The 15,151-nt window shown below is 41.9% G+C and carries 9 protein-coding genes; 8 read left to right on the plus strand and 1 reads right to left on the minus strand.

Annotated features, from left to right (window positions below):
• Positions 1-72: 72 nt before the first annotated feature.
• The 5 genes from maeB to ACE2AL_RS09550 all read left to right on the plus strand — a co-directional run bounded on the left by maeB (position 73) and on the right by ACE2AL_RS09550 (position 8,884).
• Positions 73-2,352, plus strand: a complete 2,280-nt coding sequence (gene maeB, locus ACE2AL_RS09530) for an NADP-dependent malic enzyme (protein WP_206086575.1) — start codon at positions 73-75, stop codon at positions 2,350-2,352.
• 131 nt (positions 2,353-2,483) lie between these two features.
• Positions 2,484-3,356 (plus strand): ChaN family lipoprotein, encoded by an 873-nt coding sequence (locus tag ACE2AL_RS09535; RefSeq protein ID WP_272539414.1) that lies wholly within the window; start codon positions 2,484-2,486, stop codon positions 3,354-3,356.
• 130 nt (positions 3,357-3,486) lie between these two features.
• Positions 3,487-4,281, plus strand: coding sequence for a TonB family protein (locus ACE2AL_RS09540; RefSeq protein ID WP_375084272.1), 795 nt, complete (start codon positions 3,487-3,489; stop codon positions 4,279-4,281).
• 12 nt (positions 4,282-4,293) lie between these two features.
• A complete protein-coding gene (locus ACE2AL_RS09545) occupies positions 4,294-6,468 on the plus strand; it encodes a S9 family peptidase (RefSeq protein WP_375084273.1) in 2,175 nt (724 codons plus the stop codon).
• Between the two features lie 154 nt (positions 6,469-6,622).
• Positions 6,623-8,884, plus strand: a complete 2,262-nt coding sequence (locus ACE2AL_RS09550; protein WP_375084274.1) for a TonB-dependent receptor — start codon at positions 6,623-6,625, stop codon at positions 8,882-8,884.
• A gap of 54 nt (positions 8,885-8,938) precedes the next feature.
• Here the strand turns inward: ACE2AL_RS09550 and xseA are convergent, their stop codons facing one another.
• A complete protein-coding gene (xseA, locus tag ACE2AL_RS09555; protein ID WP_371007514.1) occupies positions 8,939-10,315 on the minus strand; it encodes an exodeoxyribonuclease VII large subunit in 1,377 nt (458 codons plus the stop codon).
• A 171-nt stretch (positions 10,316-10,486) separates the two neighbouring features.
• On the opposite strand from xseA, the gene guaB reads away from it, so the two are divergent.
• From guaB to ACE2AL_RS09570, 3 genes are all read left to right on the plus strand, one after another.
• Positions 10,487-11,953 carry an IMP dehydrogenase gene (gene guaB / locus ACE2AL_RS09560; RefSeq protein WP_206086581.1) on the plus strand — a complete coding sequence of 489 codons (1,467 nt, stop codon included), beginning with the start codon at positions 10,487-10,489 and terminating at the stop codon, positions 11,951-11,953.
• Positions 11,954-12,037: 84 nt separating this feature from the next.
• On the plus strand, positions 12,038-13,615 hold the full coding sequence (guaA, locus tag ACE2AL_RS09565; RefSeq protein WP_206086582.1) for a glutamine-hydrolyzing GMP synthase: 1,578 nt from the start codon (positions 12,038-12,040) through the stop codon (positions 13,613-13,615).
• A 309-nt stretch (positions 13,616-13,924) separates the two neighbouring features.
• Complete coding sequence (locus tag ACE2AL_RS09570; RefSeq protein ID WP_375084275.1) at positions 13,925-15,112, plus strand: tyrosine-type recombinase/integrase; 1,188 nt, start codon at positions 13,925-13,927, stop codon at positions 15,110-15,112.
• Positions 15,113-15,151 lie beyond the last annotated feature (39 nt).

The raw sequence follows: 15,151 nt of genomic DNA on the forward strand, positions 1-15,151 counted from the left end.
ATCATGATTTGCTAGCGAGATGTGTTTATACTGTTATCGCTCTTACCTTACCTATTTTGAAAGGACTTGACGATGGATGATAAATTAAAACAAAGTGCTCTTGATTTTCATGAGTTTCCACATCCAGGGAAAATCACGGTTACCCCTACAAAACCTTTAACGACCCAGCGTGACCTTGCCTTAGCGTATTCTCCTGGCGTTGCTGTGCCATGCCTTGAAATTGCTGATGATCCACTTAAAGCCTATCGTTATACAGCGAAAGGTAATTTGGTGGGAGTGGTATCAAACGGAACAGCTGTTCTTGGCTTAGGGAATATTGGCGCCTTAGCGGGTAAGCCCGTTATGGAAGGGAAAGGGGTTCTATTCAAAAAGTTTTCTGGCGTTGATGTCTTTGATATTGAAGTCGATGAAACTGATCCTGATAAATTGGTTGATATTATTGCCTCACTTGAACCGACCTTTGGTGGGATCAACTTAGAAGATATCAAAGCGCCAGAGTGCTTTTATATTGAGCAAAAATTACGTGAGCGCATGAAAATTCCTGTGTTCCACGATGACCAGCATGGTACGGCGATTATTTGTACAGCAGCGGTAATTAACGGCCTGCGTATTGTGAAAAAAGAGATTGGCGATGTTCGCTTAGTGGTCTCGGGTGCAGGTGCTGCATCAATCGCATGTATGAATCTGTTGGTTGCATTAGGCCTTAAACGTGAAAATATCACAGTTTGTGATTCAAAAGGTGTGATTTATAAAGGCCGTGATGAACGCATGGATGTTACGAAGGCCGCTTATGCGATTGAAGATAATGGTCAACGTACTTTAGCTGACGCTATTCCAAATGCGGATATTTTCTTAGGCTGCTCAGGACCACGCTTATTGACACCAGAAATGGTGAAAACGATGGCGAAAGACCCTCTCATTTTAGCGCTGGCGAACCCAGAACCTGAAATTTTACCACCACTGGCGAAAGAAGTTCGCCCAGATGCCATTATCTGTACAGGCCGCTCTGATTACCCAAATCAAGTTAATAACGTATTATGTTTCCCATTCATTTTCCGCGGTGCGCTGGACGTTGGGGCAACGACTATTAACGAAGAAATGAAACTGGCTTGTGTTTATGCTATCGCCGATTTGGCACTTGCAGAACAAAGTGAAGAAGTTGCTTCAGCATATGGCAATCAAGACTTATTTTTCGGCCCAGAATACATCATTCCTAAACCATTTGACCCACGTCTGATTGTTAAGATTGCCCCCGCGGTGGCGAAAGCTGCGATGGATTCAGGTGTGGCCACTCGCCCAATTGCAGATTTCGATGCCTATATCGAAAAATTAAACCAATTTGTTTATAAAACAAATTTATTTATGAAACCGATTTTCTCTCAAGCGAAAACAGCGAAAAAACGCATTGTTTTAGCGGAAGGGGAAGAAGAGCGCGTATTGCATGCAACGCAGGAGCTGGTTTCATTAGGTTTGGCATTCCCAATTTTAGTGGGTCGCCCAAGTGTTATTGAAATGCGTATTCAGAAACTGGGCCTACATATTGAATTAGGCAAAGATTTTGAAGTGGTCAACAATGAAAATGACCCGCGCTATAAAGAATACTGGCAAGAATATTACCAAATCATGAAGCGTCGTGGGGTGTCGCAAGAAATGGCTCGCCGTGCCGTAATCAACAACCCTACGTTAATTGGCGGTATCATGGTGTTACGTGGTGAAGCTGACGGTATGATTTGCGGTACAGTAGGCAGTTATGGCGAACACTATGAAGTGGTAAAAGATCTATTTGGTTTCCGCGAAGGCGTCCATACGGCAGGTGCAATGAACGCCTTATTGCTGCCAACCGGTAACACTTTTATTGCCGATACTTACGTCAATGAAGACCCAACCCCTGAAGAGTTGACCGAAATTACCTTGATGGCTGCAGATACGGTACGTCGCTTTGGTATTGAGCCAAAAGTGGCTTTATTATCACGCTCAAGTTTTGGTTCTTCCGATTGTCCTTCTGCACAAAAAATGCGCGACACTTTAGCTATGATCAAAGCTCGTGATCCGCACCTTGAAATTGATGGTGAAATGCATGCAGATGCAGCGTTGGTTGAGTCCATTCGCAAAGATGTGATGCCAGATAGCCCATTAAAAGGGTCTGCTAACTTATTAATTATGCCTACGATGGAAGCTGCACGTATTAGTTATAACTTACTGCGTGTGACCAGTTCTGATGGTGTGACTGTCGGTCCAGTATTAATGGGTGTAGCGAAACCTGTGCATATTTTAACGCCAATTGCCTCTGTTCGTCGTATCGTGAACATGGTGGCGCTGGCGGTTGTTGAGGCACAAACTAACCCACTCTAATATGGCAGTCGGTTTGTATTTAAATTAAGCATAAAAGGGCTTTCGTATTTATATGAGGCCCTTTTTTAATTGAAAATGATTATCATTATCTGTATTTTGTGTGCTTCATCTGCATACTGGAAAATAAAATAATGATATCAAAACGCTTTATTGGAAAAACAATCACATTACTGGCAGGCCTAGTGTTACTGGTGGGGTGTGTTCAGAAATCCCCGCAAAAAACACTTCAACTCGATCATAAACTCGTAGAAAAAAATCAATTGATTGATTTATCTTCAGGGAAATCAATCACCCCAGAACAACTGGTGCAACAACTCGCTCAATCTTCCCATGTGATTGTGGGCGAAAAGCATGACAACCGTTATCACCATCAAATAGAGCAGTGGTTAGTCCAAGAAATGCAGCAGGTCAGGCCGCAAGGTGCGGTTTTACTAGAGATGATGACACCATCGCAACAAAAAGAATTCAATAGAGCAAAAACGGAATTGCAGGGAAATGCTTATATTCGTGATGAGCGGCTACAAACAGCGATCAAATGGAATACGGGTTGGCCATGGGAGCAGTACGGCGAGCTGATTAAACATGTATTAGTGCAACCTTATCCTGTGTTAGCCGCAAACTTAGATAAAGATGTGATTACAAAGGCTTATGCAAATCCGCCTAAATTGACGGGAGCACATTCAACTCAACCCGTTGTACAAGAGATTATTAGTAAAACGATTGAATCTTCACATGGTGGTGAATTGACAGCTGAACAAGTCACCAAAATGACGGTTATCCAACAAATGCGTGACCGCGCAATGGCTAACGCTTTAATTAACGCACCACAACCTGCATTACTGTTTGCGGGTGGATATCATGCAACTCGTGCGATTGGCGTGCCTCTTCACTTACAAGATTTATCACCAGAAACTGAATTTAAGGTATTAATTATCTCTGAAAAAGGCAGTGAGATTGATAATTTACATGCTGATTACGTCTGGTATACCCCAACAAGTGATTAATAGTCAGGCTAATTAAGCTAAATAAATATTAATAATGTGAATGAATTAGCACTATTTGTAATAAATGGTTTTCATTTGCATTTGTTATTGATTATCATTTGCGTTCTTTGTTGTTACATGAAAGATTAAAATGTCGACGATCACTTTAGAATACGGTAGAACGACGAAAACCAGTGGCGCTTTTGCTTTGGCTGTTATTCTGCATGTTGCGGTTATTCTCCTTTTTTTTAAAATTACGGAAAATGATTGGCAATATTTATTACCGCCACCTTCAGTGGTTATGGAAATTTCCATTGAATCACAAGCTAAACAGTTAACTGAAACTAATATCGGTGAAACTCAAGAGCTCGCGATAGCAAGCCAAGCACAAGAATCGGCTATGGATGATGTTGTCACTCCTTCAGTGCCAATTAACGAAGAGGCTGAAGTGTTGGTGACAAAGGTGGAAAAAAAGAAAACTGAGCCAGTACCTAAAAAAGAACGCAAGGACGTGAAAAATAAGCGAATTAGCGAGTTGGAAAGCGATAACTCAAAAGCCAGTGCTGCCCCAGTGACAAGCGATGCGGCGGCAAAGCAACAAACAGATCGCGTTGCGGCTGCATTTAACAGTCATGCTCAATCAGATGATGAGCAACGCCAATGGGAAGCGCTAGTTCTTGGGCAACTGAATAAATTTAAACGCTATCCTGAAGATGCTAGACGGCGTAATCGCGTTGGAAGGCCCGTGATTAAATTTGAGGTAGATGCACAGGGATATATCGTGAATAGTGCATTAGTCAGAAGCTCAGGTACAAACTCATTAGATAGAGAAGCGCAACGGGTACTCACTCGAGCTGAGCCCTTGCCAGTACCCCCTGCCGATATGTTAGCTCAAGGCAAAGTGACGGTGGAATTGCCGATTGATTTTACGATTGAAAATAAATAATCAGGGTAAAAAATGCGAACGCACTTAAATAGATTGTCAGGCTTATCAGGAGCCGTTAAATTTTGTCTTATTGCATTATTGGGATTACAGACAAGCGCAGTGTTTGCGGAGGAACGAATGACAGCACCGATGGCCAAAAAGCAGCCACATACGATGACAATCCACGGAGATACCCGTGTCGATAACTATTATTGGTTAAGGGATGACGAGCGTAAAGCGCCAGAGGTCATTGACTATCTCACCCAAGAAAATGCCTATACACAGCAAGAGCTTAAATCAGGAGAGTCATTAAAAAAAGCGATTTATGACGAGTTATTCTCACGGATGAAACAAGATGACGAGTCAGTTCCGTACGATTTTAATGGCTATACTTATCGCACTCGTGTTGTTGCTGGAAAAAATTATGCAATTTATGAAAGACGCCCTGTAAATAGCCAAGGTGAATGGACTGTTTTAGTCGATGGTAACCAACGTGCGGAAGGTACAGAATATTATCGTATGGGGGCGTTAACAATTTCACCCGATAACACGATAATGGCAATTGCAGAGGATAGACAAGGGCGTAATGAATTCGCGGTTTCATTTCGTAAAATTAATGAAAGTCAGTGGCAAAATGATGTGTTGATGAATACATCAGGCAATATTGTTTGGGCGAATGATAACCAAACTTTATTCTATGTGAATAAAGACAAGCAAACGTTATTACCATATCAAGTGGTTAGCCATAAGTTAGGCACAAAACAAGCGCAAGACAAACTGCTTTATGAAGAAAACGATGATACGTTTTACGTGAGTTTAAGCAAATCGACTTCGAAAGAGATCATTTTTATTGGCATTACCAGTACTGAGACATCCGAATATCGGATTATCGATGCTAACCAACCTGATAAAGCGATTGAAACCTTTAAACCTCGCCAAACGGGTGTGGAATACTACCCTGATCATTTCAATGGGAAATTCTATATTCGTTCAAACCATCAAAACCCATTATTTGGTTTGTACACTAATAACAATGCAGAAAAACATAATGATTTTTCGGCGTGGTCGACATTGATTGCTCCTCGCGATGATGTTGATTTAGAAGGATTTGAACTCTTTAATAACTGGTTAGTGCTTGAAGAGCGGGCGAATGGTTTGGTGAATATTCGCCAAATTGATTGGCAAACTCAGCAAGAAAATTATGTGACGTTTGACGACCCTGCGTACATGGCATGGATATCAAATAATCCAGAACCTAATACTAACAAATTGCGTTATGGCTATTCATCGATGACTACGCCGTCTTCTGTGTATGAAATCAATATGCAAACGCAAGAAAAACAGTTACTAAAACAAGAGGATATCAAAAATTTTGATAAGGCAAATTACCAAAGTGAACGTTTATGGATAACGGCTAACGATGGCGTAAAAGTCCCCGTTTCACTGGTTTATCGCAAAGACCTCTTTAAACAAGGCAAAAACCCATTACTTATCTATGGCTATGGGGCGTATGGTTATGGTTTGGACCCTTCATTTAGTTCATCAAGATTGTCTCTGTTAGATCGCGGTTTTGTCTATGCTATCGCACATATTCGTGGTGGTGGTGAACTGGGTAAAAAATGGTATTTGCAAGGAAAGACTATTCATAAAATGAATACCTTCACTGACTTTATCGATGTGACCAATGCGCTTATTGACCAAGGTTATGGAAAAAAAGGGCATATTTATGCGATGGGGGGGAGTGCAGGTGGTTTATTAATGGGGGCGATTGTGAATATGGCGCCTGAGTTATATGAAGGCGTGGTTTCTGCGGTTCCATTTGTGGATGTTGTGACGACAATGCTTGACCCTTCTATTCCATTGACCACGGGGGAATATGATGAATGGGGAAACCCTGAAAATGAAGAGGCTTATTGGCGCATAAAATCCTATAGTCCTTATGACAATATTAAAGCACAGCGTTATCCACATATGTTGGTCACCACAGGCCTGCATGATTCTCAAGTTCAATATTGGGAACCTGCTAAATGGGTGGCAAAATTACGCGATATGAAACAAGGCAATTCTTTATTATTATTGGAAACTAACATGAACGCAGGGCACGGCGGGAAATCTGGGCGTTTTAATGCACTTGATGATATTGCTCTGGATTACAGTTTTCTTTTAATGCTAGAAGATAAAGCTAAATACTTTCCTTATTTAAAATAATTTATTCAATCTAATAATAACCCCCTAAATGTGTGAATATATTTAGGGGGAAACATTTTTTGATAATTCAATTATGGGTATTGAATTTATCTTTTTTATATTGGAATGCACTGTGGGCGTGAATAGAAATATTGCGTTTACAGGAATGGTTTAAATGAAAAATAAAATAATAATATTGAGTGCGAGTATGGTTTTTACTGGTGCTCAGGGGATTGCTTTCGCTGAAAATACACAGCAAGAAAATCAAGGCAAAGAAAAGGTTGTTAAATTTAGCCAATTAAAAGTCTCAGGTGCGCAAAAACAAACGCCTTTGGTTAAAGCACTGGAAAAACCAGGTGCTTACAGTGCTGTTGGAACTGAAAATAAGTTACAAGGTATGGATAAAATTATCCGTACTATGCCAGGGACGTACACCCAAATGGATGGCAGCCAAGGTACTATCAACGTGAACATTCGTGGCCTGAGTGGTTTTGGTCGCGTTAATATGATGGTGGATGGTGTCACACAAAGTTACTACGGTATTTCGCCTAGCCAATACACGCATGGGCAACAGCCCAATAATGATTTCGGCGCGTTAATTGATCCTAATTTTATTGTTGAAGTTGATGTGGAAAAAGGGCAATTAAATGGCAGTAATAGTGTGAATGCTTTAGCTGGTAGCGCAAACTTTCGTACTCTTGGTATTGATGATGTAATTTTTAAAGATAATTTATATGGACTACGTAGCAAAGGAAGTTGGGGAGATAACGGGCTTGGCTATAACGGTATGGTTTCCGTTGCAGGAAAAACATTATTAAATGATGGGGAAGGATATTTTGGTGGTTTAATTGCCATCAGCGGTCACAATATTCCCGGAAGTTATAAAAATGGTGCGGGATATGACAGTGATGATTTTGCAACGGATTCAACGTTCAAACAAAAGCCTCAATCACAATTAACCAAATTAAAATATAAACCCAATGATACACATGAATTAGAGTTTAGCGGCCGTTTTTTACAAAATAAATTAACTCGCCGTAAAATTGATAGTGAAGATTATTACCTTAAATATAAATATACGCCATTAAATGAACTAGTGGATATTGAGGTGTTGGCAAACTACAGTAATAGCAACCAAAAGTTTGAAGGGGATTCCCTTGGGTGGGCTTTGAGAGAGGGCGGGTCTAAAAATATTGCAGATGGCCTTAATATCTCAAATACGAGCCGATTTTCTTATGGAGATGTCGATTTTCAATGGAAAATCGGTTCTAAATTATCGAAAACGAAATACCAAAAGACAGTAAGCTCAGTTATTGATGATGACACATTAAAATATAACCCTTTTTCCCCAGAAGGCACACTGGATTTATCCAGCGGTTATACGCAACTAGAAGCGAAATACGATATTTATACGGCGGTATTTGATTTGAATTATATGCACTACCGTTTAAAAGGTTATAAACCCGCTTGCGATGAAACTGAGAAATGTTTCCCTCAGGAAGAAGCTAATATTAACTTAAAAGAGAGTGGTTTTAACCCTGGAGTATTACTTTCTGCTGAAATCATACCTGAATTCCAGCCTTTTGTGAGTTATGCACATTCAATGAGGGCACCAAATTCACAGGAAGTTTTTTATTCACAAAATGGCGGACAAAGTATGAACCCATTTTTAAAAGGTGAAAGAGCAAATACGTGGCAGGTTGGGTTTAACAGTTTAAAACCTGATTTATTTGTTGAAGGCGACCAATTTAATCTGAAAGCGTTGTGGTTTAATACAAAAATTAAAAATTACATTACGAGCAAGCCATATTTATTGTGTAAGCCAACAAATGCGGTTGAATTAGAATGGTGTTTGATGAACGATGATGTTTGGGACAACGAATTTCCGAATATTACTCAAAAAAGCTATATCTATTCGAATGAAATAAAAGACGTTAATTTGCGTGGTTATGAACTGCAAGCAAACTATGATGCAGGTGTATTCTATTCAATGCTTTCTTATACAAAAGAGACTGGAGACCAGCCTACGTCCATTGCGAAAACCGCAGATTTTAGTGCAGGAGATTTTACGGAACTACCTGATTATTATCTAACCTTAGATTCAGGTGTCCGTTTATTGGATGAAAAGTTAACATTGGGAACGACGGTTACATGGACTGGGCCATCCAAACGTATTGGTGTTGAATCTATTGTAGATAATGAAGGGAATGCTTTAAAAGATAAATATGAAAAGCAGCCAACCGTGATTGATTTATACACCGATTATGAAATCAACAAGAACGTCAAATTGATGATGACAATAAATAACGTAACAAATAAAAATTATTCTGATGCACTAAACCGTTCAAATTCGACAGCAATTATGGAGGAACGTGGTAAACACAATGCGACGGCAAGAGGGCGTACCTATATGTTGGGTGGGCAAATTCGTTTCTAATTAGGGTTAAAATATGGGTTTCATTAAATTAAAAAGATGAAACCCATAAAATAGTTAATTTGTTTTTCTTGTGGTGCGCCTTGCTTTTACTTTTTCAATATGGGTAATTTCACTTTCTACCCAGCCATCATTTAAGCGCGTACGTAGCTGTTGTCCCAGTTTAACTTGGGTGGTTTTTTTCAAAACTGCGCCATCAGGTGCTTCGCTAATGCTAAAGCCACGAGCCAGTGTTGCTAATGGGCTAACAGCTTCCATTTTTGAGCACGCTACTGCAAAACGTTGCCTGTAACTGTTCACTAATTGCGTCATCATATTTTGTAAATGGTATTGCACTTGTTGTAAGTGGCGCTGTTGTTTTTGCAATTGTGGTCGTAAATCGTTTTGTTGCAGACGACGATTGGCTCTATCAAATTTAACTGAGGCAGTTTGCAATTGACGAGTCATTGACTGTGCAAGTTTTTGCTGTAATAAATTCAACTGATTATGTTGTCTTGCTAAACGTAATTGCGGGTGTTGCTGTTGTAAACGGTGATGAAGCTTAGCAAAGCGTTGCTGTTGCCCTGCGATGTAATAGTCCATCGCCATTTCAAGGTGTTGTTGTGCTGATTTTATCTGGCGGAGCATTTCTTGTTGGTTACGACTGACCAGTTCCGCGGCAGCGGATGGTGTCGGTGCTCTCACATCCGCCACATAATCTGCAATGGTGACGTCAGTTTCATGGCCTACAGCGCTGATGATGGGTAATTGGCTCGAAAATATCGCTCTTGCGACGATTTCCTCATTAAACGCCCATAAGTCTTCTAATGAACCGCCACCGCGGCCAACAATTAATACATCACATTCACGGCGTAAATTTGCTAATTCAATCATACGTGCGATTTGAGCAGGGGCGAGATCCCCTTGAACCGCCGTGGGGTAGATAACAATCGGCAGTGAAGGGTCACGACGGCGAAGAATATTTAAAATATCGTGCAAAGCCGCACCCGTTGCAGAGGTGATAATCCCCACAGATTTTGCTGGGCTGGGTAACGGTTTTTTATGCCGTGTATCAAATAAACCTTGCGCGCTTAGCGTTTGTTTTAGCAACTCGAAACGTTGTTGCAATAACCCTTCGCCCGCAGGTTGCATGCTCTCAATAATTAACTGGTAGTCGCCGCGGGGTTCATATAGCGTGACAGTGGCGCGCACTAAAACCTGTTGCCCATTTTGAGGACGGAAGGTTACCCGTGCATTTTGCCCACGGAACATCGCCGCACGAACTTGTGCACGGTCATCTTTCAGCGTCAGATACCAATGACCTGAACTAGGCTGGGAAAAATTTGAAATTTCTGCAGTTAACCATATCCGCCCCATTTGCTGATCAAGAAGTTCGCGCACGGCAAGGTTAAGCTTACTAACAGAAAAAATTGCACTATTTTGTGAAGTCGACATGTGAGCCAGATCAAATTTTAAAACAAGGACTTAATCGCTAAATACTAACCTAGCTATCGGAGTTATCAAGTAATTTTTCAAAAAAAGGCTGGAAGCAACCGATTACGGTGTGTATAATGCCGCGGCAATATTTTATACCTTTCCATAACGCTGCCTGGTGGGATATTGCCTATGTTACGCATTAAAAAAGAAGCACTAACTTTCGACGACGTATTACTCGTTCCTGCACACTCAACAGTATTACCAAATACAGCTGATCTCTCTACTCAACTGACTGCAAACATCCGCCTGAACATTCCAATGCTTTCTGCAGCAATGGACACCGTTACTGAATCTGACCTTGCAATCGCCTTGGCTCAAGAAGGTGGGATTGGCTTTATCCACAAGAACATGTCTATCGAGCGCCAAGCGGAAGAAGTTCGCCGCGTGAAAAAACATGAAAGTGGTGTTGTCACTGACCCTGTCACCGTTACCCCTGATACCACTATCCGCGAAGTGCAAGAAATGGCTGAACGTAATGGTTTCGCAGGTTACCCAGTGGTGGCGAAAGACAATTCATTAGTCGGTATCATTACAGGCCGTGATGTGCGTTTCGTGACAGATTTAGACCAACCAGTTACCGCGGTTATGACGCCAAAAGAGCGTTTAGTTACCGTCAAAGAAGGTGAAGCACGCGAAATCGTATTACAAAAAATGCATGAAAAACGCGTAGAAAAAGCCTTAGTCATCGACGATAACTTCCATCTGTTAGGGATGATCACCGTTAAAGACTTCCAGAAAGCAGAACGTAAACCAAACGCATGTAAAGACGAGCAAGGTCGTTTACGTGTTGGTGCTGCGGTTGGTGCTGGCGGTGGCAATGAAGAGCGCATTGATGCGCTGGTTGCAGCTGGTGTAGACGTCTTACTGATAGACTCTTCACACGGCCACTCTGAAGGTGTATTACAACGCATTCGTGAAACTCGCCAAAAATACCCTGACTTACAAATCATTGGTGGTAACGTTGCAACAGCTGAAGGCGCAAAAGCGTTAGCAGATGCAGGCGTGAGCGCAGTGAAAGTCGGTATTGGCCCTGGCTCTATTTGTACTACGCGTATCGTAACGGGTGTTGGTGTACCACAAATTACTGCAATCGCTGAAGCTGCAGAAGCACTTGAAGGCACGGGTATTCCAGTTATTGCTGATGGTGGTATTCGTTTCTCTGGTGATATCTCCAAAGCGATTGCAGCGGGTGCCGCGTGTGTGATGGTGGGTTCGATGTTCGCAGGGACTGAAGAATCTCCGGGTGAAACTATCCTGTTCCAAGGCCGTACTTACAAAGCATACCGTGGTATGGGCTCATTAGGGGCAATGTCTAAAGGCTCTTCAGACCGTTATTTCCAATCTGATAACGCAGCAGACAAATTAGTACCAGAAGGCATCGAAGGCCGTGTTGCCTATAAAGGTCGCCTGAAAGAAATCATTCACCAGCAAATGGGTGGTTTACGTTCCTGTATGGGGCTGACGGGTTGTGGTACCATTGACGCACTGAGAACAAAAGCGGAATTTGTCCGCATCAGTGGCGCGGGTATTCAAGAGAGCCACGTACATGATGTGACTATCACCAAAGAATCACCAAACTATCGTTTGGGACAATAACCGATAACTTTACAGGGTGGTGTGTTGATGTATTGCACATCACCAATTTTTATTTTTGACTTGAATTTTTGGAATTCTCCTCAAATGACAACAAATATCCATAAGCATCGCATCCTTATCCTTGACTTCGGTTCGCAATATACACAGCTGATTGCCCGCCGTATCCGTGAAATTGGCGTTTATTGTGAACTCTGGGCGTGGGACGTTACAGAAGAGCAAATTCGAGAATTTAATCCAAATGGTATTATTCTTTCTGGTGGCCCAGAAAGTACGACTGAGAATGATAGCCCACGAGCACCCGACTACGTCTTCAACGCAGGCGTACCTGTATTAGGAATTTGCTATGGCATGCAAACCATGTCAATGCAACTGGGTGGTGCTGTTGAAGTTTCAGGTGAACGTGAGTTTGGTTACGCAAACGTTGAAATCACTGAACAATGTGAATTATTCCGCGATATCAAAGACTCTCTCAATGAAGCGGGCAAACCTGTTTTAGACGTGTGGATGAGCCATGGCGACAAAGTAACAGCTATCCCTGCGGACTTCAAAACGATTGCAAGCACACCAAGCTGCCCGTATGCCATCATGGCAAACGAAGAGAAAAAATTCTACGGTGTACAGTTCCACCCAGAAGTAACTCACACTCATCAAGGTTTAAATATTTTATCCCGTTTCGTCAAAGATATTTGTCAATGTGAAGCATTATGGACACCTGCTGCAATTATCGAAGACACTGTTGCGCGCTTGAAAGAGCAAATCGGTGATGACCACGTATTGCTGGCATTGTCAGGTGGTGTTGATTCTTCAGTTACCGCTTTACTGTTAAACCGCGCTATTGGTAAACGCTTAACGTGCGTGTTTGTTGATAACGGCTTATTACGTTTAAACGAAGCAGACCAAGTGATGGAAATGTTTGCAGGTAAATTTGACCTGAACATTATCCATGCTAAAGCGGAAGATCGTTTCTTAAATGCTTTAGCGGGGATCAGCGATCCTGAAGCGAAACGTAAGAAAATTGGTCATGTGTTTATTGAAGTTTTCGATGAAGAGTCATCTAAACTACCAAATATCAAGTGGTTAGCACAAGGGACTATCTACCCAGACGTTATTGAGTCAGCAGCATCTGCAACTGGTAAAGCACACGTCATTAAATCTCACCACAATGTGGGTGGATTGCCAGATGACATGAAACTTGGCTTAGTGGAGCCGTTAAAAGAGCTGTTCAAAGACGAAGTGCGTAAAATTGGCTTAGAGTTAGGCCTACCTTATGACATGTTATATCGTCACCCATTCCCAGGCCCAGGTTTAGGGGTTCGTGTATTAGGTGAAGTGAAGAAAGAGTACTGTGACTTACTGCGCCGTGCAGATGCTATCTTTATCGAAGAGCTACATAAAGCTGACTTATATCATAAAGTTAGCCAAGCATTCACTGTGTTCTTACCTGTTCGCTCTGTTGGCGTTATGGGCGATGGCCGTAAATATGACTGGGTTGTTTCACTGCGTGCAGTTGAAACCATCGACTTTATGACTGCTCATTGGGCACACTTACCATATGATTTCTTAGGCCGCGTTTCTAACCGCATCATCAATGAGGTTAATGGTATTTCCCGCGTGGTTTATGATATCAGCGGCAAGCCACCTGCGACGATTGAGTGGGAATAATCCCCCAATAAGAACTCGCTGGCACTGACTGGCAAAATAACGACTTAAGCCCATGTAAAAGTGGGCTTTTTTGTTTTTATAGTTTGCCGTATCTGGCACTGATTAGCAGCGTCAAGCACAAGTTGAATGGGGTATTAAAGTTGGTATTATCGCAAGCAGATGCCATGAACACCGACTGATACCATGCGATAGTTTTTGATCTCCTCATGGTATTAAAAACAAGTAATTGTTTGTTTTTAAAGGAATTGAATCATAGTTTCCTACGGTTGTTTTGCATGGTATCGAAACGTTAAAAAAGGATGAAAATGAATGCTGACTGATACCAAACTGAGAAATTTAAAACCGAAAGAAAAGCTCTATAAAGTGAACGACAGAGATGGGCTGTATGTCGCTGTAACGCCTGCTGGCTCTGTCTCTTTTCGTTATAACTACGCCATCAACGGCAGACAGGAAACGGTGACTTTTGGTCGTTATGGTATTGGCGGAATTACTTTAGCTGAAGCCAGAGAGCGGCTAGGGGAAGCTAAAAGAATGGTGACAGATGGTAAGTCCCCAGCTAAAGAAAAAGCCAGAGATAAAGCGAGAATTAAAGGTGCTGAAACATTTGGTGCATGGGCTGAAAAGTGGCTTCGTGGCTATCAAATGGCAGATTCTACACGGGATATGCGGCGATCAGTTTATACCAGGGAACTCAAGGGGAAATTTGGCAACCAAAAATTAAATGAAATCACACACGAAGACTTACGGGCGATCACTGACACTATTGTTGAACGTGGTGCACCAGCGACTGCGGTTCATGCACGAGAAATCGTACTTCAGGTTTATCGCTGGGCGATTGAACGGGGCCAGAAGGTAGAAAACCCAGCAGATTTAGTGAGACCTGCAAGTATTGCAAAATTTGAACCCAGAGATCGCTCGTTAACGCCAGGTGAAATTGGTTTGATGTATCACTATCTTGAGAAGGTTGGGACAACGCCCTCAATTCGGGTAGCTGTAAAACTGCTATTGTTAACAATGGTACGTAAAAGTGAGTTAACGAACGCCACCTGGAGTGAAATTAATTTCAGTGAAGCAATTTGGACAATCCCAAAAGAGCGAATGAAACGCCGTAATCCGCATTTGGTTTTTTTATCGCGTCAAGTCATGGATATTTTAGTTGCCTTAAAAACCTTTGCAGGCGGTTCTGATTTTATTCTACCATCGCGCTATGATTCAGATGCGCCAATGAGTAGTGCAACAATGAATCGGGTGCTGGTTCTCACCTATAAAGCAGCACAAAAAGACGGGCATGACCTTGCTAAATTTGGGCCTCACGATTTACGCAGAACAGCGAGTACATTATTGCATGAAGCAGGCTATAACACAGATTGGATAGAGAAATGCCTGGCGCATGAACAGAAAGGAGTTAGGGCAGTGTACAATAAGGCAGAGTATCGTGAACAACGCACCGCTATGTTGCAGGATTGGGCTGATATGATTGATGAGTGGACGGTCTAAAGTACGTTTAATAGTGTAATTAGACCTATGATTATCATA

Source organism: Providencia xihuensis (genome assembly GCF_041953405.1).
Lineage (GTDB): Bacteria > Pseudomonadota > Gammaproteobacteria > Enterobacterales > Enterobacteriaceae > Providencia > Providencia vermicola.